Annotated in this window: 27 protein-coding genes; 9 read left to right on the top strand and 18 right to left on the bottom strand. The window is 65.5% G+C overall.

Annotated features, from left to right (window positions below; translation table 11 throughout):
- Positions 1–123: 123 nt before the first annotated feature.
- The 3 genes from glyA to ABGX75_RS15515 all read right to left on the bottom strand — a co-directional run bounded on the left by glyA (position 124) and on the right by ABGX75_RS15515 (position 5,080).
- On the bottom strand, positions 124–1,386 hold the full coding sequence (gene glyA, locus ABGX75_RS15525) for a serine hydroxymethyltransferase (RefSeq protein WP_035413798.1): 1,263 nt from the start codon (positions 1,384–1,386) through the stop codon (positions 124–126).
- 449 nt (positions 1,387–1,835) lie between these two features.
- Positions 1,836–4,364, bottom strand: a complete 2,529-nt coding sequence (locus ABGX75_RS15520; RefSeq protein WP_347411149.1) for an FtsX-like permease family protein — start codon at positions 4,362–4,364, stop codon at positions 1,836–1,838.
- Positions 4,361–5,080 (bottom strand): ABC transporter ATP-binding protein, encoded by a 720-nt coding sequence (locus ABGX75_RS15515; RefSeq protein WP_011507912.1) that lies wholly within the window; start codon positions 5,078–5,080, stop codon positions 4,361–4,363. The genes ABGX75_RS15520 and ABGX75_RS15515 overlap by 4 nt, the downstream gene beginning before the upstream one ends.
- A gap of 70 nt (positions 5,081–5,150) precedes the next feature.
- On the opposite strand from ABGX75_RS15515, the gene ABGX75_RS15510 reads away from it, so the two are divergent.
- A complete protein-coding gene (locus ABGX75_RS15510) occupies positions 5,151–5,735 on the top strand; it encodes an arylesterase (protein ID WP_224113697.1) in 585 nt (194 codons plus the stop codon).
- Between the two features lie 190 nt (positions 5,736–5,925).
- Positions 5,926–6,900, top strand: a complete 975-nt coding sequence (locus ABGX75_RS15505) for a zinc transporter ZntB (protein WP_011507914.1) — start codon at positions 5,926–5,928, stop codon at positions 6,898–6,900.
- 17 nt (positions 6,901–6,917) lie between these two features.
- Here ABGX75_RS15505 and ABGX75_RS15500 read toward each other — a convergent pair whose 3' ends face one another.
- On the bottom strand, positions 6,918–7,190 hold the full coding sequence (locus tag ABGX75_RS15500) for a SelT/SelW/SelH family protein (protein ID WP_011507915.1): 273 nt from the start codon (positions 7,188–7,190) through the stop codon (positions 6,918–6,920).
- A gap of 148 nt (positions 7,191–7,338) precedes the next feature.
- Between ABGX75_RS15500 and ABGX75_RS15495 the strand changes: the two genes are divergently transcribed.
- From ABGX75_RS15495 to ettA, 4 genes are all read left to right on the top strand, one after another.
- Complete coding sequence (locus ABGX75_RS15495; RefSeq protein WP_224113691.1) at positions 7,339–8,655, top strand: MFS transporter; 1,317 nt, start codon at positions 7,339–7,341, stop codon at positions 8,653–8,655.
- Between the two features lie 136 nt (positions 8,656–8,791).
- Entirely contained in the window at positions 8,792–9,226 is a 435-nt protein-coding gene (locus tag ABGX75_RS15490) for a PAS sensor domain-containing protein (protein ID WP_011507917.1), read from the top strand.
- Between the two features lie 110 nt (positions 9,227–9,336).
- Entirely contained in the window at positions 9,337–9,531 is a 195-nt protein-coding gene (locus ABGX75_RS15485; protein WP_043558568.1) for a hypothetical protein, read from the top strand.
- Positions 9,532–9,703: 172 nt separating this feature from the next.
- The gene (gene ettA / locus ABGX75_RS15480; RefSeq protein ID WP_043558571.1) at positions 9,704–11,365 is read left to right on the top strand and encodes an energy-dependent translational throttle protein EttA; all 1,662 of its coding nucleotides are present in this window, start codon (positions 9,704–9,706) and stop codon (positions 11,363–11,365) included.
- 153 nt (positions 11,366–11,518) lie between these two features.
- Here the strand turns inward: ettA and ABGX75_RS15475 are convergent, their stop codons facing one another.
- From ABGX75_RS15475 to ftsB, 13 genes are all read right to left on the bottom strand, one after another.
- Positions 11,519–11,677 carry a DUF1328 family protein gene (locus ABGX75_RS15475; RefSeq protein WP_011507920.1) on the bottom strand — a complete coding sequence of 53 codons (159 nt, stop codon included), beginning with the start codon at positions 11,675–11,677 and terminating at the stop codon, positions 11,519–11,521.
- A gap of 111 nt (positions 11,678–11,788) precedes the next feature.
- Entirely contained in the window at positions 11,789–12,709 is a 921-nt protein-coding gene (lpxL, locus tag ABGX75_RS15470; RefSeq protein WP_347411148.1) for an LpxL/LpxP family Kdo(2)-lipid IV(A) lauroyl/palmitoleoyl acyltransferase, read from the bottom strand.
- A gap of 42 nt (positions 12,710–12,751) precedes the next feature.
- Positions 12,752–13,846 (bottom strand): alanine racemase, encoded by a 1,095-nt coding sequence (gene alr, locus ABGX75_RS15465; RefSeq protein ID WP_347411147.1) that lies wholly within the window; start codon positions 13,844–13,846, stop codon positions 12,752–12,754.
- Positions 13,847–14,001: 155 nt separating this feature from the next.
- Positions 14,002–15,471: a TolC family outer membrane protein gene (locus tag ABGX75_RS15460; RefSeq protein WP_347411146.1), complete on the bottom strand. Its 1,470-nt coding sequence runs from the start codon at positions 15,469–15,471 to the stop codon at positions 14,002–14,004.
- Positions 15,472–15,707: 236 nt separating this feature from the next.
- Positions 15,708–16,685 carry an RNA polymerase sigma factor RpoS gene (gene rpoS / locus ABGX75_RS15455; protein ID WP_011507924.1) on the bottom strand — a complete coding sequence of 326 codons (978 nt, stop codon included), beginning with the start codon at positions 16,683–16,685 and terminating at the stop codon, positions 15,708–15,710.
- 124 nt (positions 16,686–16,809) lie between these two features.
- The gene (locus ABGX75_RS15450) at positions 16,810–17,913 is read right to left on the bottom strand and encodes a peptidoglycan DD-metalloendopeptidase family protein (protein ID WP_224113692.1); all 1,104 of its coding nucleotides are present in this window, start codon (positions 17,911–17,913) and stop codon (positions 16,810–16,812) included.
- Positions 17,906–18,847, bottom strand: coding sequence for a DUF368 domain-containing protein (locus ABGX75_RS15445; RefSeq protein ID WP_035413780.1), 942 nt, complete (start codon positions 18,845–18,847; stop codon positions 17,906–17,908). Before ABGX75_RS15445 ends, ABGX75_RS15450 begins: the two co-directional genes overlap by 8 nt.
- On the bottom strand, positions 18,844–19,533 hold the full coding sequence (locus ABGX75_RS15440) for a protein-L-isoaspartate(D-aspartate) O-methyltransferase (protein WP_110062202.1): 690 nt from the start codon (positions 19,531–19,533) through the stop codon (positions 18,844–18,846). Before ABGX75_RS15440 ends, ABGX75_RS15445 begins: the two co-directional genes overlap by 4 nt.
- Positions 19,514–20,266, bottom strand: a complete 753-nt coding sequence (gene surE / locus ABGX75_RS15435; RefSeq protein ID WP_224113693.1) for a 5'/3'-nucleotidase SurE — start codon at positions 20,264–20,266, stop codon at positions 19,514–19,516. The genes ABGX75_RS15440 and surE overlap by 20 nt, the downstream gene beginning before the upstream one ends.
- A gap of 65 nt (positions 20,267–20,331) precedes the next feature.
- Positions 20,332–21,378, bottom strand: a complete 1,047-nt coding sequence (locus tag ABGX75_RS15430; protein WP_224113694.1) for a tRNA pseudouridine(13) synthase TruD — start codon at positions 21,376–21,378, stop codon at positions 20,332–20,334.
- The gene (ispF, locus tag ABGX75_RS15425) at positions 21,375–21,863 is read right to left on the bottom strand and encodes a 2-C-methyl-D-erythritol 2,4-cyclodiphosphate synthase (RefSeq protein WP_179152868.1); all 489 of its coding nucleotides are present in this window, start codon (positions 21,861–21,863) and stop codon (positions 21,375–21,377) included. Before ispF ends, ABGX75_RS15430 begins: the two co-directional genes overlap by 4 nt.
- Complete coding sequence (gene ispD, locus ABGX75_RS15420) at positions 21,860–22,609, bottom strand: 2-C-methyl-D-erythritol 4-phosphate cytidylyltransferase (protein WP_011507931.1); 750 nt, start codon at positions 22,607–22,609, stop codon at positions 21,860–21,862. Before ispD ends, ispF begins: the two co-directional genes overlap by 4 nt.
- Positions 22,606–22,971 (bottom strand): cell division protein FtsB, encoded by a 366-nt coding sequence (gene ftsB, locus ABGX75_RS15415; protein ID WP_224113695.1) that lies wholly within the window; start codon positions 22,969–22,971, stop codon positions 22,606–22,608. Before ftsB ends, ispD begins: the two co-directional genes overlap by 4 nt.
- Before the next feature lie 150 nt (positions 22,972–23,121).
- Here ftsB and ABGX75_RS15410 point away from each other — a divergent pair, with 150 nt between their 5' ends.
- A complete protein-coding gene (locus tag ABGX75_RS15410; protein ID WP_011507933.1) occupies positions 23,122–23,433 on the top strand; it encodes an NIF3 1 in 312 nt (103 codons plus the stop codon).
- A gap of 81 nt (positions 23,434–23,514) precedes the next feature.
- Here ABGX75_RS15410 and ABGX75_RS15405 read toward each other — a convergent pair whose 3' ends face one another.
- Positions 23,515–24,072, bottom strand: a complete 558-nt coding sequence (locus ABGX75_RS15405; protein WP_011507934.1) for an NUDIX hydrolase — start codon at positions 24,070–24,072, stop codon at positions 23,515–23,517.
- Positions 24,073–24,210: 138 nt separating this feature from the next.
- Between ABGX75_RS15405 and ABGX75_RS15400 the strand changes: the two genes are divergently transcribed.
- Together ABGX75_RS15400 and ABGX75_RS15395 are read left to right on the top strand one after the other, a co-directional pair.
- Positions 24,211–24,834 carry a CoA pyrophosphatase gene (locus tag ABGX75_RS15400; RefSeq protein ID WP_347411145.1) on the top strand — a complete coding sequence of 208 codons (624 nt, stop codon included), beginning with the start codon at positions 24,211–24,213 and terminating at the stop codon, positions 24,832–24,834.
- A gap of 22 nt (positions 24,835–24,856) precedes the next feature.
- Positions 24,857–25,519 carry a 2OG-Fe(II) oxygenase gene (locus ABGX75_RS15395; RefSeq protein WP_347411144.1) on the top strand — a complete coding sequence of 221 codons (663 nt, stop codon included), beginning with the start codon at positions 24,857–24,859 and terminating at the stop codon, positions 25,517–25,519.
- Positions 25,520–25,523: the final 4 nt, after the last annotated feature.

The raw sequence follows: 25,523 nt of genomic DNA, 5'->3' as shown, positions 1-25,523 counted from the left end.
CCAAGCCTTTCCAATGGCGGAAAACTGCTGACGAGATAGTGGCGTCGGTGGGTCGAGCAGCATCAGCCCTTGAGCGACGCACCGACAAGCCAGATTAATTGTACGAACTTTGAAAACACCACACTAGCGATACACCGGCAAGCGCGCGCAGACGGCCTCGACCTTGGCCTTGACGTCGGCTTCGGCCTGGCTGGCATCGCCCTGCTGCATGGCGTCGAGGATGTCGCAGATCCAGCCGGCGAGGTCAGCGCATTCACTCTCGCCGAAACCGCGTGTGGTCACGGCAGGCGTGCCGATACGCAGCCCGGAGGTCACGAACGGGCTCTGCGGGTCGTTGGGCACGGCGTTCTTGTTGACGGTGATGTGGGCGCGACCCAGGGCGGCGTCCGCATCCTTGCCGGTCAGGCCCTGCTTGACCAGCGACAGCAGGAAGAGGTGATCCTCGGTGCCGCCGGAGACGACGTCATAGCCGCGCTCGATGAACACACCGGCCATGGCCTTGGCATTGGCGACCACCTGCTGCTGGTAGGCCTTGAAGTCGGGCTCCATCGCTTCCTTGAAGCAGATCGCCTTGGCGGCGATGACGTGCATCAGCGGACCGCCCTGGCTACCGGGGAACACGGCGGACTGGAACTTCTTCTCGATCTCGGCGTTGTTCTCGGCGGAGAGAATCAGGCCACCGCGCGGACCGCGCAGGGTCTTGTGCGTGGTGGTGGTGACCACGTGGGCATGCGGCAGCGGGCTCGGGTAGACACCTGCCGCCACCAGACCGGCGATATGCGCCATGTCGACCAGCAGGAACGCGCCCACGTCATCGGCGATCTCTCGGAAGCGCGCCCAGTCGATGACCTGGGAATAGGCCGAGAAGCCCGCGATGATCATCTTCGGCTGGTGTTCGCGCGCCAGACGGGCGACCTCGTCGTAATCGATCAGGCCGTTTTCGTCGAGACCGTACTGCACGGCGTTGTAATGCTTCCCGGAGAAGTTGGGCTTGGCGCCGTGGGTCAGGTGACCGCCTGCGTCGAGGCTCATGCCCAGCACGGTATCACCGGGCTTGACCAGCGCCTGGAACACCGCGCCGTTGGCCTGGGAGCCGGAATGCGGCTGCACGTTGGCGTAGGTCGCGCCGAACAGTTCCTTGGCATATTGAATCGCCAGGTCCTCGACGACGTCGACATGCTCGCAACCACCGTAGTAACGCTTGCCGGGATACCCTTCTGCGTACTTGTTGGTGAGCTGGGTCCCCTGGGCCTGCATGACACGCGGGCTGGCATAGTTCTCGGAAGCGATCAGCTCGATGTGCGCTTCCTGACGGCCCACTTCCTGCTGCATGGCGTCCCACAGGGCATCATCGAAACCGGCAATCTGCATGTCACGGGTGAACATCGGCAAGAGTCCTCGAATCACGGAAGGTCAGCGCGGCGGGCGCCGCACGGGGTCAACGAGGCGCCATGATAGCGCAGCGCACGACGCCTTTCATATGAAAGGCAGTCATCCGTCGCTGCATGATTTCTCATGGTCGCTTTAGGATCGCTCAAGAACGCGCACGATGGCCAAAACCCCACGCGGCGATGAGGGAATTCATCTTCTGCGTTTCGTCTTCGCGGACTACAGTGGCCGTGCTCGCCGACAATGCGTCGGCGGATGAAGGAATGCACGGGGCATGGACGCCCGCTTATCGACAATGCCCTGCACGTTTGGTCCTGCCCCGCCACGCGATCGACATGACCGCCGCGGGGCTTCTTTCGTGGTCGCATCGTCGCGAAGCTCCAAAGGCTCTGATCGACGCCAGGGGCGCTTTCGCGGCATGGCCTCGCCGACGCTGTGTGTCCGACCTAGGTCTCCCCCAGCAGCCGAAGGCTTTCCATGGGCGCCTGACGACGTACCCGCCGCGTCAGCAAGTGGCCGATGACACCGATCGACACGCCTCCGCCCACGGGCAGCACGACCCACAGCGGCCAGTGCAGGCGCGGCGGCAGGTCGAACCACAGCAGGTACACGCCCAGCGCCGCGGCCTCGGCCAACAGCGCCCCCAGCACTCCGCTGGCGATGCCCAGCAATGCGAACTCGGCCCCCTGGATGCGCGAGATCAGCCGATCGCCGGCACCGAACACCCGCAACAAGGCACTTTCGTGTGCACGCATCGGGCGGCTGGCGGTCAAGGCGGCATACAACACGCTGATCCCGGCCAGCAGAACGAACACCAGCACCAGTTCGACGGCTCGGGTCACCTGGCCCAGCAACTCCCGCACCTGCTCGAGGATGGCCTCCACGTTGAGCAACGACACTCCGGGGAAGCGAGATACCAGTTCGCCGACGGTGGCTTGCCGCTCATCCGGCAGATGGAAGGCCGTGATGAAACTGTGGCTGAACGTCTCCAGCCTGCCCGGCGGGAAGATGACGAAGAAGTTGGGACGAAAGCTTTCCCAATCGAGGGCACGCAGACTGGTGACACGCCCCTCGATGCGCTCGCCGCCGATATCGAAACTCAGCACCGTTCCCAGCGAGACGTCGAGCCGCTCGGCCAGCCCCTCCTCCATGGAAATCGGTACCGGCCCCGCATCGCTGGCAGCGGACGCGGGATCGAACCACTCCCCCGCCACCAGGCGATTGCCTTCCGGCAACGTCTCGCGCCAGGTCAGGTTGAGCTCGCGGCTGAGCACATTGGCTCCCTGTTCGTCCACCGGCACGGCGGCATCGGCGGACTCGCCGTCGATGGCCACGAGCCGGCCGCGCACGATGGGGTACAGGTCGCTGCGCGTGTCGCTGGCCTCGTCCACGATCGCGCGAAAGCCGTCGCGCTCGCCGGGCTGGATGTTGATGGCGAAATAGTTGGGGGTGTCCTCGGGAAGCTGAGCCTCCCAGGCGGTGAGCAGATCGCCGCGCACCAGAGCGATGATCGCCATGGCAGCGAAGGTGACCGAGAAGGCAAGCAACTGCCCCAGGCTCGCGTGACGGCGGCGGGCCAGTTGCCGCGCCCCCAGGCGCCAGGCATGGCGGACCCCGTGACGACCGCCGCCTGTAGCGCCCCCCACCAGCCACAGCAACGCCGAAAGCAGGGCATGGCCCAGTCCCCAGAGAAGCGCCAGGGCCAGCTCGCCTCCGACCAGCAACCCCAGCGACAGCATGAAGTCACCCGAGTACAGCCACAGCAGGCCCCCGAACACCAGGCTGGCGACACCGATCACCACCCACCCCGACGCCGGCACGGGGTCGAGCTCTCGACGCAGCACCTTCAGCGCGCTCACGCGCTTGAGCCGCAACAGCATCGGCCCGGCGAATCCCACGAGAATCGCCAGTGCCGTGAACACGCCCATCAGCAAGGGCAGCGGGCCCGGTGGCGGCAGTTCGAGGGGCAGAAAGCGCGTGAGGATGGCCAGCAGCCCGGCCTGTCCCCCCAACCCCAGCAATGCCCCCACCGCCGAGGCCGCCACGGCCAGCCACATGAGCTGCAGGGCGAACAAGGCCGACAGCTGCCGTTGCGAGGCGCCGAAACAACGTAAAAGCGCCGCGGTATCCAGATGCCGATCGACATAGCGTCGAGTGGCCATGGCGACCGCCACGCCGGCCAGCAGAACCGCCGCCAGGCCAGCCAGGCTCAGGTAGCGTTGCGCACGGTCCAGCGCGCCGCCGAGCCGGGGACGATCCTCACGCACATCGCGCACCTCGACCCCGTTGTCGCGCAGCGTATCCAGCCGCTCCTGCACGCTCGCCACGGCACTCGGCGCGCCCTTGGCCAGCAACTCGTATTCGAGTCGCGAGCCCGGCTGCACGAGGTCGGTCCCCGCCAGGTCGTCGCGATGCATCATCACGCGCGGACTGAAAGCCGAGAACCCCGCGCTCTGATCCGGCTCGCGATCGATCAGGCCGCTCACCGCGAGAGTGGCCTGCCCGATGCGTACCGTATCGCCGATGCCGATATCCAGCAGTCGGGCCAGACGGGGCGCCACCCAAACGCCACCGGGCGCAGGCCCGTGGGCCAGCGCCTCGATCCCCTCGCCACGGTCGACACGCACCTGCCCGTAAAGGGGATAGGCGTCATCGACCACCTTGAGGCTCGCCAGTTGAAATGCCTCCGTGTGGCTGACCATGGAGACCAGATCGACCTGCTGCGACAGCGTCAGGCCCGCCTCGCGCAGCGACTCGCGTAGCGCCGTCGAGAAGGGCTCGTCCTGCTCGAGCACCAGGTCGCCGCCCATCAATTGCCCGGCCTGACGGGTCAGGCCGCGATCGAGCCGGTCCAGAAAGAAGCCGATCATGGTCGAGGCTGCCACCGCCAGCGCCAGCGCCACGAACAAGGCCCGCACGTCGGCGGCGCGCAGGTCGCGACGCAAGCCCTTGAGCGACAGGGATACCGCCTTCATGACGCGACCTCGTCCGGGTGCATCGCATGCAGGCGCCCCTCGACGAGGCGCAGGCAATGCCGACAACGGCGCGCCAGGGCATGGTCATGGGTGACCAGAACCAGGGTCGTGCCCATTTCGCGATTGAGCTCGAACAACAGCTCGATGATGTGCGCGCCCGTCTCCCGGTCGAGGTTGCCGGTGGGCTCGTCGGCGAAGACCAGTTCGGGATGGCTGACGAAGGCACGCGCCACCGCGACGCGCTGTTGCTCGCCGCCGGAGAGCTGCTTGGGGAGATGCGACAAGCGCTCGCCGAGCCCCACCCGGGACAGCCAGGTGCGTGCCCGCTGCTCGTCGTCGGGGCCCGGCGACAACTCCTGCGGCAGCAGCACGTTTTCCAGTGCCGTCAGCGTGGGCAGCAACTGGAAGTTCTGAAACACGAAACCGACCCGGCCGGCGCGCAAGCGCGCCCGTCCGTCTTCGTCCAGCGCTGTCAGCGACTCGCCGAACAACCGGATATCCCCCTCGCTCGGGGTATCCAGCCCGGCCAGCAAGCCCAGCAGGGTCGATTTCCCCGATCCGGAGCTGCCCAGGATGGCCACGCTCTCGCCGCCATGGACGTCCAGCGCCAGGTCGTCGAGAATTGTCAGTACACGCTCACCACTACGTACGCGCTGCGAGACATGTCTTGCGTGTAAAATGGGAGTTTTCGCTTCACTCAAGGAGTCGTCGGACATGCGTGAGAGTTCCTTTTCCTGGGCACGCTGGTGTAGACGTGGTCTGGCCGGCATCGTGCTGGGGCTCGCCATGGGGCCCGTCGCGAATGTCCATGCCGATACGTTGCTGATCGTCGGCGACAGCCTCAGCGCGGCTCACGGCATCGAACGCGAGGCCGGCTGGGTCGCGCTGTTACGCGAGCGCGTGGGCGATGCGCATGAAGTGGTCAATGCCAGCATCAGCGGCGACACCACCTCGGGCGGCGCGGCACGCCTGCCCGATCTGCTCGAGCGCCATTCTCCCGACATCGTCCTCCTCGAGCTGGGCGGCAACGACGGCCTGCGCGGACTATCGCCGCAGCAGATGAAGCTCAATTTGCGCACGATGATCGAAAAAAGCCAAGCCGCCGACGCCCGGGTGCTTCTGCTCGGCATCGAGATTCCCCCCAACTATGGCGCCGCCTATACCGATGCCTTCCGCGGCGTCTTTCGTCAACTCAGCGAAGAATACGCGGTGCCACTGGTACCCTTCATCCTCGACGGCGTCGCCTTGCAGGACGACATGATGCAAGAGGACGGCATTCACCCCAACGCCGCTGCCCAGCCCATCATCCTCGACAATGTCTGGGAGAAGCTGGGTCCCATGCTGTCGCGGGACACCGACCGGAACGAATGACCCGGGCGGGGATTCCCCGCTCCATGCGCGTGTCTTGCCTCGCATGCTGATCGGGCGTCCAGCCAGGCTAATGCTTTCCTGACACGAAGGCGATGCCTGCGCGCCCGCGGTTGATTTTTCGCATATCAGCGATGACTATTCCAGCAACGCCTGACTGGCAAGCAGCGCCGACAGCACAAAGGAGATGTCGATGGGTGACATGGAGACGGCACTGGTCGCCGCGTACCGTCTGGATGGCAAGGGTGGCGGCGAACTGCTGAGCGTGCGCGAGCTGCATGCCGCATGGCAGCACGACGAGGCGCCACTATGGATGCATCTCGACTTTCGTCACGACGATGTCATGACCTATCTCAACGACCTCGCCGGTCTCGACGAGGCAGTGGTCGAGGCACTGCTCGAGGAGGACACGCGTCCGCGCGTGGCCAAGTTCGGGCGCGGGATCGTCACCACCTTGCGCGGCGTCAACCACAACCCGGGCGCCGCCATGGACGACATGATCTCGCTGCGCCTGTGGATGACGCCCAAGCGCATGATCACGCTGCGGCGCCGGCCGCTGAGAGCAGCCAGCGAGGTCCGCGAGCGCCTGGACAAGGGGGAAGGCGCACTCTCGGTCCCCGACCTGCTCGCCTGGCTGGTGGAAGCGCTGGTCGACCAGGTCGGCGACTACTCGCACCAGCTGGACAACAGCCTCGGCGAGCTGGAGGAGCGCCAGTTGACGCAAAGCGATGTCGACGCCGACGACCTCACCCGCTTGCGCCGCCCGCTGATCACGCTGCGTCGTTTCATGGGGCCGCAGCGCGACTGCCTCACCCAGCTCGCCCAGGGGCCCCTGTGGCTGGACGAGGCCACTCAGGTGTCGCTGCGCGAGAATGCCAACCAGCTATCCCGCTACGTCGAGGACTTTCACGCCATGCAGGAGCGGGCGCTGATTCTCCAGGAGCAGATCTGGAGCGAGCATAACGAGCAGCTCAATCAGCGCATGTACATGCTGGCCATCATCACCACCGTCTTTCTGCCCTTGAGCTTTCTGACCGGGCTGCTGGGCATCAACGTGGGCGGCATTCCGGGCGCCGACAGCCCCTACGGTTTCTCGGTCTTCATCACCATCACCCTGCTGATGGGCTTCGGCGTGATGTGGCTGCTCAAGCGCAAGCACTGGTGGTAGTCCGAAGCCCGAAGCGATCATCGATCGGTATGCCCCAGGTCGCGGGCCGGATCGAGCCGGTCGCGCACTTGCTGCTTGAGCCACTTGATGTCGGGAAAGCCGCCATCGCGCTTGCGCTCCCAGATGACGTCATCGTCCTCGTAGACGATCTCGAAATGCCCGCCGTGACTGGGGGCCAGCGCGACCTGCTCCAGATCTTCGCCGAAGGTCTGCAGCAATTCCTGGGCATACCATCCGGCCCGTAACAACCAGTGACATTGCGTGCAATAATGAATGCGGATTCGGGACATGGCGGCCTCGCTTGGTTTTCGCGATCGAGTCGTCGCTGGCATGAACGGGCCATGATGCGATGGCTCGGCGTCCCGAACAAGCGTACGGAATACCGTCACGACACGATTTCGCCACGATCGAACCGCCACCATACAGTAAGGACATTGCATGGGTGATCGCGCCTCATCCCTGACCCGACTCTACGAACGCCTGACCGGCGACGAGGACAGCCGGCTCTGCCAGGACATTCCCGACGCCGCCTGTCACGAACAGCCCGGCAACTTTTTTCGCCACCTGCTGGCGTCGCTCGGCAACAAGCTCGCCGATGAACTTTCCAGCGCCCGCCTGGTGCTGCCCTGGCTGATGGGCGCGCTGGGAGCGCCGATCTGGATGGTGGGCCTGCTCGTGCCGATACGCGAGGCCGGGGCCCTGCTCCCGCAGGTGTTCGTGGCGGGCTACATTCGCCTCAAGTCGATCCGCAAGGGTGTGTGGGTCACCGGGGGCGTCATCCAGGCCCTCGCCGCCCTGGTGATGGCGGTCATGGCACTTTTCGGTCAAGGCGCCTGGGGCGGTGCCCTGGTGCTCGCGGCGCTGGTGGTGCTGTCCCTGGGGCGCGGCCTGTCATCCATCGCCACCAAGGACGTGCTGGGCAAGACCATCTCCAAGCAGCGGCGCGGCACGCTCATGGGATGGAGCGGCAGCGCGGCGGGCGCGGTCACGCTCGCCATCGGCGCGGTGCTGATGCTGTTCGGCGATCGTCCGGGGCAGCTGGCACTGGCGATTCTGCTGCTGATCGCCACCCTCGGCTGGGCGATCAACGCCCTGTGTGCCGCCCGCATCAAGGAGGAACCGGGGGCCACCCAGGGTGGCCAGAGCATCTGGGGCAGCCTCGCCGAGGGCATGCGCCTGCTGCGCCACGACCGGCATTTCCTGCATTTCAATCTGGCCCGTGCCCTGCTGCTGTCCAGCGCCCTGGCGCTGCCTTACATCGCCCTGCTGGGACAGGAGCAGAGCGGCGCCAACCTCGGCGGCCTGGGGATCATGATTCTCGTCTCGGGCTTGGCCGGCATGCTCGCCAGCCCTCTCTGGGGCAAGCTCGCCGATCGTTCCAGCCGCAAGGTCATGCGCGACAGCGCCGTGCTCGCCACACTCTGCTGTCTGGTGGCGGCATCGTTCTCCTGGCTACCGGGGAGCTGGACCCAAAGCATATGGCCCTATGCGCTGGTCTATGCCGTGCTGGTCATCGCACATGCCGGTGTGCGCCTGGGCCGCAAGACGTATGTGGTCGACATGGCCGGCAGCGACAAGCGTGCCTTGTACGTGGCGCTCTCCAACACCTTCACCGGCCTGCTCATGCTGGTGGCGGGCGGCCTGCTCGGCGGCGTCGCGCACTTCCTCGGCAGTGGCGGCCTGCTGCTGGTGCTCGCGCTGTGCGCCCTGGGCGCGGCGGCCTCCAGCCAGCGCCTGCCCGAGGTCGAACAATGACGCCGCGCGTTGAAATCCCGGGCCGCCATGGCCATGATGAAGGCAAATCCGCCACGGTGCTGCCCTGGTGATGCGCTGCCCCGGCGATGTACCGCCATGGCAGCCGACAATGACAGGTAAAGGAACGCGAGAGACGATGAAACGACCTCCCATGATTAGCCCGGCGCTGCTGGAACGTATTGTCAACGCCTCGGACGATGGCATCGTGGTGGCCGAACAGGAAGGCGACGAAACCATCCTGATCTACGCCAATCAGGGCTTCGAAAGACTCACCGGCTACAGCGTCGACGAGATCCTTTACCGTGACTGCCGTTTCCTGCAGGGCGACGATCGCGACCAGCCGCAACTGGACGAGATCCGCCGGTCGATTCGCCAGGGCGAGCCCTGCCGGGAGGTGCTGCGCAACTACCGCAAGGACGGCTCGATGTTCTGGAACGAGCTTTCCATCACGCCTGTCTACGATGACGAGGATCAGTTGACCTACTTCGTCGGCGTACAGAAAGACGTGACCGAGCTGGTCGAGGCCATGCACGAGCTGGAGCGGCTACGGGGGGAGCGCGACGCGCCCTGACGCCCGCTCGAGGCGGCCGGTTTTGCGTGTCGAGACTTGTACTCACGACGGGGAAACGCTATATAGCCTCCGGGCATCGCTGGGATGCCGTTTCACGGGAGGGCTCCATCATGAGCCGTGAAGACTTCGCCGACGAGCTGGACCTTTTCGACGCCGTCAATGACGCATCCTACCCGCGTGTGCGTCACAGCCGCACCGACACCTTGAAGGCACGCCGCCGTGTCGAGGCCCTGCTCGAAGAGCGGCGCCTGCGGCGCGCCATCGAGGACGACTGGGACAGCCCTTTCGACGACGAGGAAGAATAAGCGCGCATCCCCCGATGGGGGCGTACCCGGGCGTGCCGACCGGCACGGAGCCATCCCTCACTGTCTGCCTCGCGGGGGATCTCGTGTCGTTTTCGTCATGTGCCTAGCCTTTAGGCCGCGCCCCCTCTATCATCATGACGTCCAATCCATTTCCCAACCAAACCGGAATTCCATGGCGCAATACGTCTATACCATGAATCGGGTGGGCAAGATCGTCCCGCCCAAGCGTGAAATCCTCAAGGACATCTCGCTCTCCTTCTTCCCTGGCGCGAAGATCGGCGTGCTCGGCCTCAACGGCGCGGGCAAGTCCACGCTGCTGCGGATCATGGCCGGTGTGGACACGGAATACAACGGCGAAGCGCGGCCCATGCCGGGCATCAATATCGGCTACCTGCCGCAGGAACCCGAACTCGACGACGACAAGAGCGTCCGCGAGACGGTCGAAGAAGCCTTGAGCGAAGTCAAGGCGGCACAGGAACAGCTCGAGGCGGTCTATGTCGCCTACGCCGAGCCGGATGCCGACTTCGACGCTCTGGCCGCCGAACAGGCCCGTCTCGAGAACCTGATCGAAGCCGCCGACGCGCACAACATCGAGCGCAAGCTGGAAGTCGCCGCCGAAGCGCTGCGTCTTCCGCCGTGGGACGCCAGGGTCGGCAACCTGTCCGGGGGCGAACGTCGCCGCGTGGCGCTGTGTCGCCTGCTGCTATCGAGCCCCGACATGCTGCTGCTCGACGAACCGACCAACCACCTCGACGCCGAGTCGGTGGCCTGGCTCGAGCGCTTCCTGCACGATTACAGCGGTACCGTGGTGGCCATCACCCACGATCGCTACTTCCTCGACAACGTGGCCGGCTGGATCCTCGAGCTGGACCGCGGCCAGGGCATTCCCTTCGAAGGCAACTACTCCCAGTGGCTGGAATCGAAGGAGAAGCGCCTGGAGCAGGAAGCCAAGCAGGAAGTCTCCCGCCAGAAGGCCATCAAGCAGGAACTCGAATGGGTTCGCAGCAACGCCAAGGGCCGTCAGGCCAAGAGCAAGGCGCGTCTGAACCGCTTCGAGGAAATGCAGTCGGGCGACTTCCAGAAGCGCAACGAAACCAACGAGATCTACATTCCGCCCGGCCCGCGGCTCGGCGACAAGGTCATCGAATTCCACGACGTGGCCAAGCGCTTCGATGACAAGCTGCTGTTCGAGAATCTGTCGTTCCAGCTGCCCAAGGGCGCCATCGTGGGGATCGTCGGCGGCAACGGCGCGGGCAAGTCCACCCTGTTCAAGTTGATCGCCGGCAAGGAACAGCCCGACAGCGGCGAGGTCGTCATCGGCGACACCGTGGACATCGCCTACGTGGAACAGCTCCGCGATCACCTGGACGACAAGCAGACCGTCTGGGAAGCCGTGTCCGACGGTCAGGACATGATCAACATCAATGGCTACGAGGTCTCGTCGCGCGCCTATGTGGGCCGCTTCAACTTCAAGGGCAACGACCAGCAGAAGCGACTCTCGGAACTCTCGGGGGGCGAACGCGGCCGCCTGCAACTGGCGCAGACCCTCAAGCAGGGCGCGAACGTGCTGCTGCTCGACGAGCCTTCCAACGATCTCGACATCGAGACGCTGCGTGCCCTGGAAGAAGCACTGCTCGCCTTCCCCGGCTGCGCACTGGTCATTTCCCACGACCGCTGGTTCCTCGACCGTATCGCGACTCACATCCTCGCCTACGAGGGGGAATCCCACGTGGAATTCTTCGAGGGCAACTACAGCGAGTACGAGCAGGACCATCGCCAGCGCGTGGGTAGCGATACCCCGACACGCATGAAGTACAAGCGTATCGACGCCTGATCCGCGCACGCACGGCTGTCAGGCAACGACGAGGCCCCGCCGGTCATGGACCGGCGGGGCCTCGTCGCATCGGTCAAGCCGGATCCGCACCATCGAAAACGCCGGGCCACGGGGCCCGGCGCATGACAGCAAGTGCTGTGTCTGTTCCGGCGGCTAGCGTCCTCGGCTGCGCACCAGCGAAACGATGAACAGAATCAAGAAGACGAAGAACAGTACCTTGGCGATGGTCGCGGCTGCGCCGGCAATGCCACCGAAACCCAGCACACCTGCGATGATGGCGATGATCAGAAAAATGATCGCGTAGTTGAGCATAATGACGTCCTGTCTGGTTAACCACGAGTTGGGGGTTCTCTCACTGTCCATGAGAGACGCCTCAAGCGTCGTCGGTAATGGTCCGAACGTCAAGCAATAGGCGGCACGCTGTCACCTGGAATAGAGCGACGGCTCGCCCCGCGGACGTGTCTTGAAACGCCGGTGCAGCCACAGGTACTGCTCGGGATGGCGCCGAATGGCGTCTTCGATGAGACCATTGATGCGCGCGGCATCGGCGACATCGTCACCGGTGGGGAAGTCCTCCAGCGCCGGCAGATACTCCAGGGTATAGCTTGCATCACCGGGATTGCGGTGAAAGATCAGCGGCATGACGGGCGCGCCCGTCATGCGTGCGATCTTGGCGGTCAACTTGAGGGTCGCCGCCTGTACGCCGAAGAACGGCGCGAACACGCTGGCATCGCGCCCGAAATCCTGGTCCGGCGAGTACCAGACGGCATGCCCCGCCTTGATGCGACGCACGACATCCCGCAGATCGTGGCGATCGATAGCGCGCCCGAAGATACGCCCCCGGGCGCGTGTCATGAAACGCTCGAACAGGGGGTTGTCGTGCGCGCGGTAGACGACGTCGGCGGGGAAGAAAAGCGAGTGCAGTGCCCCGCCGAGGTCCAGCGTCGAGAAGTGCACCCCGATGATCAACGCCCCCTTGCCCTGTGCCAGGGCCTGCATCATGTGCTCTTCGCCCTTGAAGATCACGCGGTGGCGCAGGTGCTCCGGATCCCGGCACCAGCCGGTTGCCGTTTCGAGAATGCCCTTGCCATTGGCGATGAAGGTCTCGCGCACCAGTCTGGCGCGCTCGCGCTCGTCGAGCTCGGGAAAGCACAGTGCCAGATTGGTCTCGGTGATACGCCGCCGACTACGCGCAAAGCGCCAGGCCGCCAGGCCGATGACATGGCCCAGCGCCATCTTCACCCGCCATGGCAGCCAGGCGCCAAGACGCATGGCACCGATGGCCAGCCAGGTGGGCCAATAGCGTGGATGGGCGAAACTCTCGGGAAATGCGTGCTTGGCCATGGTTCTCTCGGATCGTCGAAACGCCGCTCATTGTAGCGGATTTCACCCCGTCTCGGCGTTGCGGTAGCGGCGCGGCACACGGGGCAGTACGCCGGTCATCAGGGTGTAGCTGATGGTATCGCAATGGCGCGCCACCTCGTCGATGGGCAGGCCCTCGCCCCAGAGCACCACGGGGCTGCCGATACCGGCCTCGGGGAGCTCCGTGAGGTCGACCGTGAGCATGTCCATGGAGACCTTGCCGGCGAGCGGAACCCGCTGCCCCTCGACCAGCACCGGCGTGCCATCGCGCGCGTGGCGGTCGTAGCCGTCCCCGTAGCCACCGGCCACCACCCCGATGCGCGACGGACGCGAGGCTCGCCAGCGGCCGCCGTAACCGACCGCCTCGCCCTCCGCCAGCTCCCGCACTGCAATGATCTCGGAGCGCAGTGTCATGACCGGCTCGAGCGCGCGGCTGGCATCATTGGCCCCCTCCAGTGGGTCGCTGCCGTACAGCATCACACCGGGACGGTTCCAATCGCCGTGAGCCTCCGGCCAGGCGAGCGTCGCAGGGGAATTGGCAAGGCAGACGGGCGCCTCGAGCCGTTGACGAAGCGACGCGATACACGCCATCTGTCGGCGGAAATACGCAGCGTCCAGGGCGTCGGCAGTAGCGAAATGAGTCATCAGGTGCAGGTCGGTGACGTGCTCGGTGGCCGCCGCCAGACGTTGCCAGCGCGCCTCGAACGCCTCGGGGGCGAAGCCCAGGCGATGCATGCCCGAGTCCAGCTTCAGCCAGGTCGGAATCGGCTGTCGGGGGCGATACGCCAGCAGTGCATCGATCTGCCAATCGCTGTGCACGGCGGTCCACAGACGATGAGCGTCGATGAGAGGCAGCTCGGCGGCATCGAAGAAACCTTCCAGCAACACGATCGGCTGCGTGATTCCGGCCTCGCGCAGCGTCAGTGCTTCCTCGAGACAGGCTACCGCGAACGCCGGAGCCAGATCGCGCAAGGCATCGGCGCAGGCCACCGCGCCGTGACCGTAGGCATCGGCTTTCACCACTGCCATGGCACGGCTGTGCGGGGCCTGGTCACGGGCCAGGCAATAATTGCGACGCAGGGCGTCGAGATCGATATCGGCAATCAGTGGCCGGGACATGACGGGGAATCCTTCTCACGCGGCGAAATCGAGCGCCTCATTCTACCCGCTCTTGCCGCGCGGTGCGCGTCATCCTCCGTCACGGCGCACTGCCTCGCATCGCGCAGGTGCTGAGAGCCGACGCCCCAGCGTGACGACGTCGGCTCCGGATGACATCAGGGTGAGGTCGAGGGGGCCGGCGCCATCGAGGGGCGTTCGCCGATGTCCTGCATGGCGCCCATCCCGCCATCTTCCGGCAAACGCAACGTGACGTTCTGGCTCTCGACCAGCCACTGGTTGAGTTCTCGAATGACGTTGGTATCCAGCACGCCCGCCTGCTGGCGCAACTCGACCATGTCGGTGACATAGGTGTAACGCGCATCGGCATAGTCGGCGATGGCCTGGTACAGGCTTTGCTCGGCATCGAGCACGTCGACGATGTTGCGCGTACCGACCTCGTAACCGGAACGGGTCGCTTCCAGCGCGCTACGGTTGGAGACGATCGCCTGACGCTGGGCGTCGACGCTTTCGACGTCGTTCATGACCTGGGTGAACAACGAGCGCACCTGCTGGGTGGTATCCCGGCGCTGGGCCTCGAAATCGTATTGCGTGGCCTCCAGCGAGTAGGTCTGCTGACGCACCTGTGCGCTGGTCGTGCCGCCGCTGTAGATCGGCAGCGTGGCCTGCAGGCCGACCTGGGTGTCCTCGTTATGCCCGTCCAGGTAATCCTGATCGCTGTCCGTGTAGTTGTAGTTGGCGAACGCCGAGAGCGTCGGCTTGTGCCCCGCCTCCGCCTGGTCGACCTCGGCGCGCGAGACGCTCACCGCTGCCTGGGCTGCCTGGACGTTGGGATTGTTGGCGATGGCCATCTGAATCCAGTTGTCACGCCCTGCCGGCTCGGGGGACTCGATGGGAAGGTCGTCCGACAGGGCATCGATGCTGTCGTAGCGCTTCCCGGTCAGGCGCTCCAGGGCTTCGAAGCTGACCTGCAGGTCATTCTCGGCCGAGATGCGCTGCGCCCTTGCCAGGTCATAGGAGGCCTGCGCCTCGTTGACATCGGTCACCGCTACCAGGCCGACGTCGAACTGTTCCTGAGCCTGATCGAGCTGACGCTGGATGGCCTTTTCCTGCGAAATGCGCGCTTCCAGTACTTCATGCGCGCGCAGGATCTCGAAATATGCCGAGGCGACATCATAGAGCAACTGCTGACGATCGGCCTGCAGCAACAGCGCTTGCTGGTCCGTCTCGCGCTTGGCGATCTCCAGCGCGGCCCAGCTCGTGGCGTCATACAGCGCCTGGGTCAACTCGAGGCCCGCGCTCGTCGAGTTGTAGCTGCTTTCGCCCCCCGAGGTCGTACCGCCCGCGCCTTGGCTGAGGGAACTGCTCTGGCTTTCCAGGCTGTTGTTGTGTGCAACCTGGGCGGTCGCGTCGATCTGCGGCAGCAGGCTGCCCTGCGCCACGTCACGTCCGGCCTCGACGCTCTGAAAGGTCGACAGCGACGCCCCCAGGGTAGCGTTGTTCTGCAGGGCGTCCTGCGTGATGGTCCACAGGTCGGCGGCCTGCACCGGGGCGGCCGCGGCGGCGGCGATCAGCATCGGCAACAGACGCAGCCGAGATTTCGGCGATGACGGCTCTCGAGAGGACATCGGCTTGGGTTCCTTTCTTTGACTGACGAGCGAGCTCTGACGAGTCGGCTCGAACGGGCTTGATACGGGCTCGGCTGCCGGCGGCATGACCGCCAACGTTGGCATCGGGGTTACATACAATGCCGCATGTATTGCCTCAGATCAATGTATCAAGAGAATATGCAAGGACCAAGAATATCGCGACTCGACGTCGTGCACGTGACACGGGTAGGCCCCGGAGCCCGCCCGTGTCGCCGTCATTCGAAGATCGAGTCCAGCGACAACCCTTGCTTCTCGAGCACCCGACGCAGTTTCTTGAGTGCCTCGACCTGAATCTGGCGCACCCGTTCGCGCGTCAGACCGATTTCCTCGCCGACTTCCTCCAGCGTGGCGGCCTCGTGACCGCGCAGTCCGAAACGGCGCACCACCACCTCCATCTGCTTGTCGGTCAACTCCGCCAGCCAGTCGTCGACATGCTGCTTGACGTCATTGCCCACCAGCAGGGATTCGGGGCCGGCCTCGTTTTCGTCCGCCAGGGTATCGATCAGCGGCTTGTCGCTTTCGCCGCCCATGGGGTAGTCGACCGAGGAAACTCGCTCGTTGAGACCCAGCATCTTCTTGACCGTGCCCACCGGCTTGTCGAGGAACTCGGCGATTTCCTCGGCGGTGGCCTCGTGGTCGAGCCGCTGCGTCAATTCACGGGCGGCGCGCAGGTAGATGTTGAGCTCCTTGACCACGTGAATCGGCAGACGGATGGTGCGCGTCTGATTCATCAGGGCCCGCTCGATGGTCTGGCGAATCCACCAGGTCGCGTAGGTCGAGAAACGAAAGCCGCGCTCGGGGTCGAATTTCTCGACGGCGCGAATCAGGCCGAGGTTGCCCTCCTCGATCAGGTCGAGCAGCGACAGGCCACGGTTGAGGTAGCGGCGCGCGATCTTGACCACCAGACGCAGGTTGGACTCGATCATGCGCTGCCGACCGGCAGGGTCGCCCTTTTGAGCCAGCCGGCCGTAATGCACTTCTTCTTCGGGGGTCAGTAGCGGCGAGAAGCCGATTTCGTTGAGGTAGATCTGGGTCGCATCGAGGCTTTGATGATAGGTGTTGTCGTCGCGGTGCAACGCCTTCTCGAATGCCTCCTCTTCCTTGTCGTTGGCGATCTCGTCGGCATCGACTTCCATTTCGCTGTCGACGTCGTCGAGATCCACACCCTGAATATCCCGTTCCAGCATGCTCATATCCGATACCCCACTCTGTGCTGCCGATTTGATGGCCATGCCCGGTGCACGAACCACCGGCCATGGCGGACTCCCCGACTGTTATTGTGCGAATGAATGTTCAGGGGCCGAGCCTCCGCCGCGCTCAACGCGCCGGCAGATACTCCATTGGGTCTTGAGGCTGGCCGTCCTGGCGCACCTCGAAATGCAGCTTGACGCGATCGGCATCGGTCTCGCCCATGGTGGCGATCACATCCCCGGCATCGACGACATCGTTTTCCTCGACACGCAGGGTGTCGTTGTGCGCATAAGCACTCAGGAAATGGTCGTTATGCTTGAGGATGATGAGGTTGCCGTAGCCGCGAACGCCACTACCGGCATATACCACGATGCCAGGTCCTGCCGCCTTGACAGGTTGCCCCTTTTCACCGGCGATATCAATGCCGGCCGTGATGCTCGAATCATCCCCGAAACCGCCGACGACTTCCCCCTCGGTCGGCCATTGCCAGGCCACGTTTTCCACGGGCTGGTATTCGCGCTGTCCCGCCTGGCTCTGGGCGTCGCTCTCGCCGGCGACCTGCGTTCCGGCATCGCCTTCCGCGCCGGTATCGCGGGGTGCATTCGGCGCAGCCTGGGTCTGCTCGTCAGCGTCGGTATCGCTCGGAGCCTCGTCGGCCGCGGCCTCCGCCTCGGGCGTGGTGTCTTCGGCGGTGTCACCGTCTTCGCTACGCGACGTCTCGTCGTTGTCCGACGAGGCATATACCGGCCCGGGTGCCCCCTGGCGACCGGCCTCGGAGGCCGCCCCCACGGCGCCCGACTCCAGCGACGCCCCTCCGGCATCCGCCTGCGCCGACGAGGCGTCGTCGGGGACCAGCCAGTCATCGTCCTGACTGACGGCCTGACCGCCCCCCAGTGGTGTGGCAACCGCGCCTTCGCTTGTCGCTCCATCGCCGGCCGCAGCGGCAGGCTGGGCGTTGCCCTCCGGGTCGAGGCGCAGCGTCTGTCCCGGCTGGATGCGGTAAGGCGGCGTGATGCCGTTGAGCTGCGCCAGATCACGAAAGTCGAGATTGTTCTGCCAGGCGATGCCATACAGCGTATCGCCCGCCTTGACGGTGTAGGTGCTCGGCGGTTCGCTGTTGCGGCTTACCGAGAGGTCCTGCACCTGCGGGGCACCACCGGAGGTGGCGCAGCCCGCCAGGCCCAGCGCTACGAGCCCCAGCGCGGGCAGAAGTCGACGCGTGTCAGACATGGGTTCGATCCTCCTGAAAGGGAGATGGACTGCGCTCGCCGATCACCATGACCAGCACCAGGCCGACGATCATCAATGCGATCGCCGCCACCAGGTGAGACGGTTCGCCGGTAATCACGCTATAGTCCGAAGGCATGAGATAGCGGTAGTCGAGCGGCACGATCTGGTCGCCGCTCCCCAGGCGATAACTGACCATTTCACGCCATGGCCAGAGCTGCGGCAAGGAGCCGAGTATGAAGCCGATGAGCACCAACAGCGTACCCTCTCGGTAATGGCGAAACAGCCACGACAAGACACGGGAGAAGACCATCAGGCCGATGGCACAGCCCGCACCGAAGGTCGCGATGAGTGCGATATCGATGCTCTTGATCCCCTCCATGACCGTTCCGTAAAACCCCATGACGAGCAACAGAAAACTGCCCGACACGCCGGGAAGCAGCATCGCGCTGATGGCGATGGCACCGGCCAGCGTCAGCATCCACCAACTCGTCTCGGTGGGCGCGGGCAGCAGGCTCGGCAACCACAGGGCCATGCAGATTCCCAGCACCAGAAGCAGGACATGCCGCCACCGCCATTGGCTCACCTGGCGGGCGACGACCACGGCCGACGCCAGTACCAGCCCAAAGAAAAACGCATTGAGCAATAGAGAGTGATGATCGAGCAACCAGGTCACGAGATGCGCGACACTGACCACACTGGCGGCGATACCCAGCAGCAGGGGCAGCAGAAACGCCAGGTTGAGATGCCGGTAAAGCCCCATCGTCCCGCCACGTCGCCAGGCACCGATGGCACTCGGACCGAATTGCTTGATCGAATGGATCAGCTCTTCGTAGATACCGGTGATGAAGGCGATGGTGCCTCCGGAAACGCCGGGCACCGCATCCGCGGCGCCCATCCCGGCGCCTTTGAAAAAAAGCGTCAGGTAACGCTTCATTGTATGACCCCTTCCAGTAGCGGTACGAATCTGACGCGTTCCAGTCGTGTTCGTTCGAATGTGATGCCACGACGCCGCACGCGTGTCAGCCATTGGCGTCCCGCGTCATCCTCCAGCGGCGCGATCAGCTCGCCCCCGTCCGCCAGCTGCGCCAATAGCTCGGGCGGCAAGACGCTGGCGCAGGCGGTGAGCAGGATGACGTCGTAGGGCGCCGCCTGCGGCCAGCCGTGGCCGCCGTCCTCGTGGCGCAGACGCACGTTGTCGGCGCCCAGCATGGCAAGGCGTGCGGCGGCACGCTGATGCAGCGCCCCGATGCGCTCGATGCTCCACACGGCCTCGACCAGTCGCGCCAGGATCAAGGTCTGATACCCGGACCCCGTGCCCACTTCCAGCACACGACGGGGACGCGCGGTCAGCACCAGTTCCGTCATGCGGGCCACGATCCAGGGTTGCGACAGCGTCTGTCCGTGCCCCAGGGGAAGCGCGGTGTCCTCGTAGGCACGATGCGCCAGGGCCTCGTCGACGAAGAGGTGGCGCGGCTCGCGCGCCATGGTCTCCAGCACCCGCGTGTCGCGAATGCCGTTCGCCTGCAACCGCCGGATCAAGCGGTTGCGGGTACGCTGCGAGGTCATGCCGATACCGCCGAGACGATGGGTATCTTGCGTATCAGGAATTCGACAATGCATCCAGCCAGTTCCGTACGTCATCCAGTGCCGCATGGCGGGTGAGATCGGTCTGCAGAGGGGTGATCGACACGAATCCCGACTCGATGGCGGCGAAATCGGTATCCTCGCCATCATCGGCATTGTCGCCGGCAGCCGCAATCCAGTAACGCTCGCGACCGCGCGGGTCGCGCACTCGCATGGGTTCCGCGGCAGGGCCGCGATAGCCCATTCGCGTCACCCGCACGCCCTGAATCTCTTCCCAGGGCACGTCCGGCACATTGACGTTGAGCAGGCTGCGCGGCGGTAACGACAACGATTCGGCCGCCCCGACCAGGGTCGCCGCGACACGCCCCGCCGTGTCGAAGTAACGTTCGCCGCACAGGGAAATGGCAATCGCGGCCATGCCCAGGTTGCGTCCCTCCATGGCAGCGGCCACGGTTCCGGAATAGAGCACGTCGTCGCCCAGGTTGCCACCATGATTGATGCCCGAAATCACCAGGTCGGGCTTTTCGTCCCAGACCCCGTTGACGCCCAGGTACACGCAATCGGCAGGCGTCCCGTCGACCGAATAGAAGCCGTTGTCGAGCGCCGTCAAGGATAGAGGGCGCGTCAAGGTCAACGAATTGCTGGCCCCGCTCTTGTCCCGGTCGGGCGCCACCACCCGCAGCCGTCCATGTCTGTCGAGCGCATCGTGGAGCGCACGCAGTCCCGGCGCGTGGACGCCGTCATCGTTGGATAACAATAGCTTGCGCATAGATGTCCTCTTGCTTTCCCTGAAAGTGCCCCGGGATCGGCAATCCCCGGCGCATCGCACCCCGCTCAAAGGACGGGGTGTTGCATCAATTCGCGCAGCACCGCCGTGGCGAAGGCGCCGCGCGGCAGGCCGAAACTCACCACCACGCCGCCCTCCTCGTCGAGACGCAGCGCCGGCGTCTCGAGACGCAAGCACAAGGGGCGTCGATCCATGCGCGCGCCGGCCGCTTCCAACCCCTGGGACAGCGCGGCATGCGTCGCCATGATGTCGGCTTCCAGCGCCGCCACCTCGGCGCCGCTCTCCTGCCGGCCCTTGCCCCATAGCGGCCCGGTCGGCGCGACATCGCCACGCCGCGCGCGATCGAGCAGCGTGGCATCGACGGTCTCCGTCACGAAACGGCTGGCGCTGCCGGCCAGGGCCAGGACATCGCCATCGCGCGGGGTCCGCCAGCAGTCAGTGCGCAGACGCGCCGCCAGTACCTCATTGAACAGGAAGCTGCGCGCCGCGGAAAGCTGCATGCCATGCGGATCGTCACGCTTGCGCCATCCCCGGGCGAAGGCTGATCGCGCCATGATCAGATTGCGTCCCTCGCGACCGAAACGCTGCGGTCCGAAGTAGTTCGGCACCCCCGCCTCGCAAAGCGTCTGCCACTGTCGCGACAAGCCCGGATGCTCGGCGATATCCCCCGTCAAGCGTAGCGTGAAGCGATTCAGTCGATGCACCCCGCGCTTGAGCTTGCGGGGATGGCGACGTGCGTCGAGAATCGCGATGCCCGACGTCGCCAGCGTCGCCGTCAGCTCTGCGGGCGCCTCGCGTCCGGGCAGGTGCACCGACAACCACTGACGCGTCACCGCGACACGGTCCTTGAGGCCGCTGTAGCCCACGTCTCGCGGACGCACGCCACACGCTCGCGCCACCCGCTTGGCGGCTTCCGGCGTCGTCAGGTCGCGCTTCTCGATCCACAACCAGAGGTGTTCGCCCTGGCCTTCCGGAGCGAAGTCGAACACCTCCTCGACGATGAAGTCCTCGGGCGTCGCGCGGAAGTCCCCTGCGGCCAGCGGGCCGCCATGCGCGCGGGGCCACCGGGGTGGCCAGATCGGCGTCTCGCTCATGTCATTCCCGTCGGCATCAACAACACCACCGCCTCGGCGGCGATACCTTCCTTGCGGCCGGTGAAACCGAGCCGCTCGCTGGTGGTCGCCTTGACGTTGACCGCCGTGGTGTCGAGGTCCAGATCCTCGGCGATGCACGCGCGCATGGCGGGTATGTGCTCGGCCATGCGCGGCGCCTGGGCGATCACGGTGGCATCCAGGTTGGCGACTGCATAGCCGGCGGCCATCACCAGGGTGTGGACGTGACGCAGCAGGTCGCGGCTATCGGCCCCCGCCCAGGCCGCGTCGGTGTCGGGAAAGTGACGGCCGATATCGCCCAGCGCGCAGGCACCGAGCAGGGCATCGCAGATCGCGTGCAGCAGCACGTCGCCATCGGAGTGGGCGACGAAGCCTTGTACATAGGGGATGCGTACGCCACCGATCATCAGGTGGTCGCCATCGCCAAAGCGATGGACGTCGAAGCCGTGGCCAATGCGTAGCGTCATGAACGAGCCTCGTCGGCGAGTGAGTCGTCGGAAAGTGCGCCGGTGGCGCGTCGGCTGGCCGGATCGCCAGCCAGCAGTCGTGTGGCGAGCGCAAGATCCTCGGGATGGGTGATCTTGAGATTGTCGCGGCGCCCGGGCACCAGACGCGGCGCCAGCCCCCAGGCTTCCAGCGCCGAGGCTTCATCGGTGAGGACGACGCCCGCCCCCCGGGCATGAGCGAAGGCGCGACACAGCACGCGATAAGGCGCGCCCTGCGGCGTCATGGCGTGCCACAGCCCCTCGCGCGAGACGGTATGTACCACATGCCCGCGCGCGTCGGCGCGCTTCATGGTATCGGCCACCGGGGCCGCCAGCAGACCGCCCTCGGGGCTCGTCGTCAATGCCTCGCGCAGGCGCCGTAAATCCTCGACGGCCACGCAGGGCCGCGCCACATCGTGGACCAGCACCAGGTCGTCGTCCGCCGCGACATCGGCGAGACTCGCCAGGGCGTTTTCCACCGAATCGACTCGCTCCCGGCCACCGGCCACCCGCTGCCAATCGGCGAACGGTACCCACTCGGGCGAAAAGCGCGTGTCGTCGGGGTCGAGGCACAGGCGCAACGCGGCTTCCGGGAAGGCTTCGTGCAGGCGCGCCAGGGTATGCGCCAGGACCGGACGCCCGGCGATGTCGAGATACTGCTTGGGGCACTCGGCCCCCATCCGGCGCCCCTGTCCGGCTGCCGGCACGATCAGCCACAGACGACTCATGGCGAGGCCTCCTCGGGCATCGATGAGGCTTTTTCGGGATCGCCGCGCAGCGTGGACGCGCTTTGCTCGACGATGGAACGCTCGGCCACCACGCCGGGCACCCAGAAAAACTGCTCGTCCTGACGCACCATGCCCAGATCGCTGCGCGCACGCTCTTCGATGGCATCGAGCCCGTTCTTGAGATCGATCACCTCCGCCGCCAGGCGATCGTTGCGCGCCTGCAGGCGATCGTTTTCCTGCTCGAGTACATCGGCACGGCTGCGAATGTGATTGAGTTCGCGCACCCCGCCTTCACCGAACCACAGGTGGTACTGCAGCAGTGTGATCAGTACCACCAGCACCACACATATCCACTTCAACATCGTTGGTTCCGTCCTGGACCGACAGCTGCCCGGCATTATGCCATCATCAAGACACCCGCGCAGTCGGCGCGGCACCGGCGTACACGAGACGCCTCACGTTCTACGCAACGGACGTCAACGCCACAAGGGTCAACGCAACAGGAGTCGAGAATGTACAAGCTTGCTTTTTTCGTGCCCGTGGAGGAAGCCGAAAGCGTCAAGGAGGCAGTGTTCGCCACCGGCGCCGGGCGCATCGGCGACTATGAGGCCTGCTGCTTCCAGACCGCCGGGCAGGGGCAATTCCGCCCCCTCGACGGTGCCGACCCGCATATCGGGCAAGTCGGCGCGCTCAGCCACGTCGAGGAGCTCAAGGTCGAACTGGTCTGCGAGGATGCTCGCCTGGAAGCGGCCGTCGCCGCGCTCAAGCTGGCGCACCCCTACGAAGAGCCGGCGTACGAGGCCTGGCAACTGGCGGACGTCTAGGCTTGGAAAGAAGACCGCCCGCGCCCGCCGACGTTGCGCACATGGCCTAGTAGGCGCCAGCGATCATGGGCAGCGGCCGGGTCACGCACTGCCGAGGTAACGTTCGCGGTCCTCGGCGGTGATGTCGCTGACATGCAACGGATAATCGTCGTTGAGACGGTCGTCGAAGTAATGCCGCAGCGTGCGCTCGATGGTGGGAAAGGCCAGTTCGTGCCAGGGAATCTCGGCCTCGGAGAACAGCGCCACTTCGAGACTCTCGGGCCCGGGCGCGTAGTCGCCGCGCAGATCGCCGCGAAAGATCATGTACACCTGGTCGATGTGCGGCAGGCTGATCATGGTGTAAAGCCCCCGGAGGTCGACCTCGGCACAGGCTTCCTCGCGGGTTTCGCGCGCCGCGGCCTCGCTCGTGGTTTCGCCGTTTTCCATGAACCCCGCGGGCAGCGTCCAGTACCCCAGACGCGGCGCGATCGCCCGGCGACACAACAGCACGCGACCGTCGGAGACCGGCAGGGTACCGGCCACGATGCGCGGGTTCTGGTAATGCACGGTGCCGCAGGCGTCACAGAGAAAACGCCCGCGGTCGTCGCCCTCGGGAATCGCGAAGCGCACGGAATGGCCACAATGGCTGCAGAAGTTCATGGTCGTCCTCGGGCGGCGGTGACGGGCCCCGTCACCTGAAGAATGAATCGGCGATCGTCATGCCTCGCCTGTCGCGGCCGCATTGCGTAGACTCGACGTAATATCGCCTTCGTCACCTACGCCGCCATCGACCGCCTCATGTTAGAGAAACTCCGCAAACGCCTGCAAGCGCATCACCCGCAACGCCTGAGTGTCGGCATGCCTCGGGCGGCGGTGCTGTTGCCGATCGTCGCGCGCGAGGAGCCGACCTTGCTGCTGACGCGGCGTGCCGGGCATCTCGCCCAGCACGGCGGCCAGGTGGCCTTTCCCGGCGGCAAGGTCGAACCCGAAGATGCCGACCTGTGGGCCACGGCCCTGCGCGAGGCAAGCGAGGAAATTCAGCTGCCGCCATCACGGGTCGAGCCGCTGGGGCGGCTGAGCGATGTCATCTCGCGCCATGGCTTGTGCGTGACGCCGTTCGTCGGGCTGATTCCGCCGAACTTGCCCTTGCAGCCGGACGGCAATGAACTCGACGCCATCTTCGAGGTGCCGCTGACCTGGCTGCTCCAGGATCAGCGCAGCCATACCGATGCCATCCGCCACGGCGAGCGGGTCTATTACGTGCCCAGCTACGCCTATCAGGACTATGTCATCTGGGGGCTCTCGGCCATGATGCTGGTCGAACTCCTGGCGGTCGGCTTCGCGCGACCGATCAGCCTCGACCATGCGCCACCCGGCCGGCCCGTGCGCCATCTGGCGCCTCGCCCCACGTCACTGCCCTGAGCCACTCACGAGTCCATCGCGCATGTCACGCCATATCGCCGCCGACTACCTCGATATCGTCGCCCTCCCCGCGCTGATGGAGGCACTGGTCACGCAAGGCTGGTTCGTCGCCGAGGAATTCCTCGATGCCTCGTTGTGCCGAACGCTGCATGCCGAACTGCATGGCCTCGAGGAACAGGCGGCGCTGGAGGTCGCCGGGATCGGGCGCGGTCAGGCGCATCGCATCAAGCGCGAGGTCCGCGGCGACGCCATTCACTGGCTGGACCGCGAAAGCCGCGCCCAGCGCCAATACCTGGCGGTGATGGCGCTGCTGCAGCAGGAGATCAACCGGGCGCTATACCTGGGGCTGTTCGAGTTCGAGGCGCATTTCGCCCTCTACCCGCCAGGCGCGTTCTACAAGAAGCACCTCGACAGCTTTCGCGGCCGTTCCAATCGTGTCGTCTCGAGCGTGGCCTACCTCAACCCGGCCTGGTCGCACGACCACGGGGGCGAGATGGTCCTGTTCGATCCCGACGTCCCCGAACGCGAAGTGGCACGCGTTTCCCCCAGGCTCGGGACCTTCGTGTGCTTTCTCGCCGACCGCATTCCCCATGAGGTGCTGCCCACCCAGGCCCCCCGCGCCAGCATCGCCGGCTGGTTTCGCCGCAACACGTCCCTGAACGGATTCGTCGACCCCGCACGCTGAGCCG

Origin of the sequence: Chromohalobacter sp. (assembly GCF_039830575.1) — a bacterium.
Lineage (GTDB): Bacteria > Pseudomonadota > Gammaproteobacteria > Pseudomonadales > Halomonadaceae > Chromohalobacter > Chromohalobacter israelensis.
The sequence above is the reverse complement of the archived record's forward strand: the minus strand, read 5'-3'. Positions and strand labels throughout refer to the sequence as shown.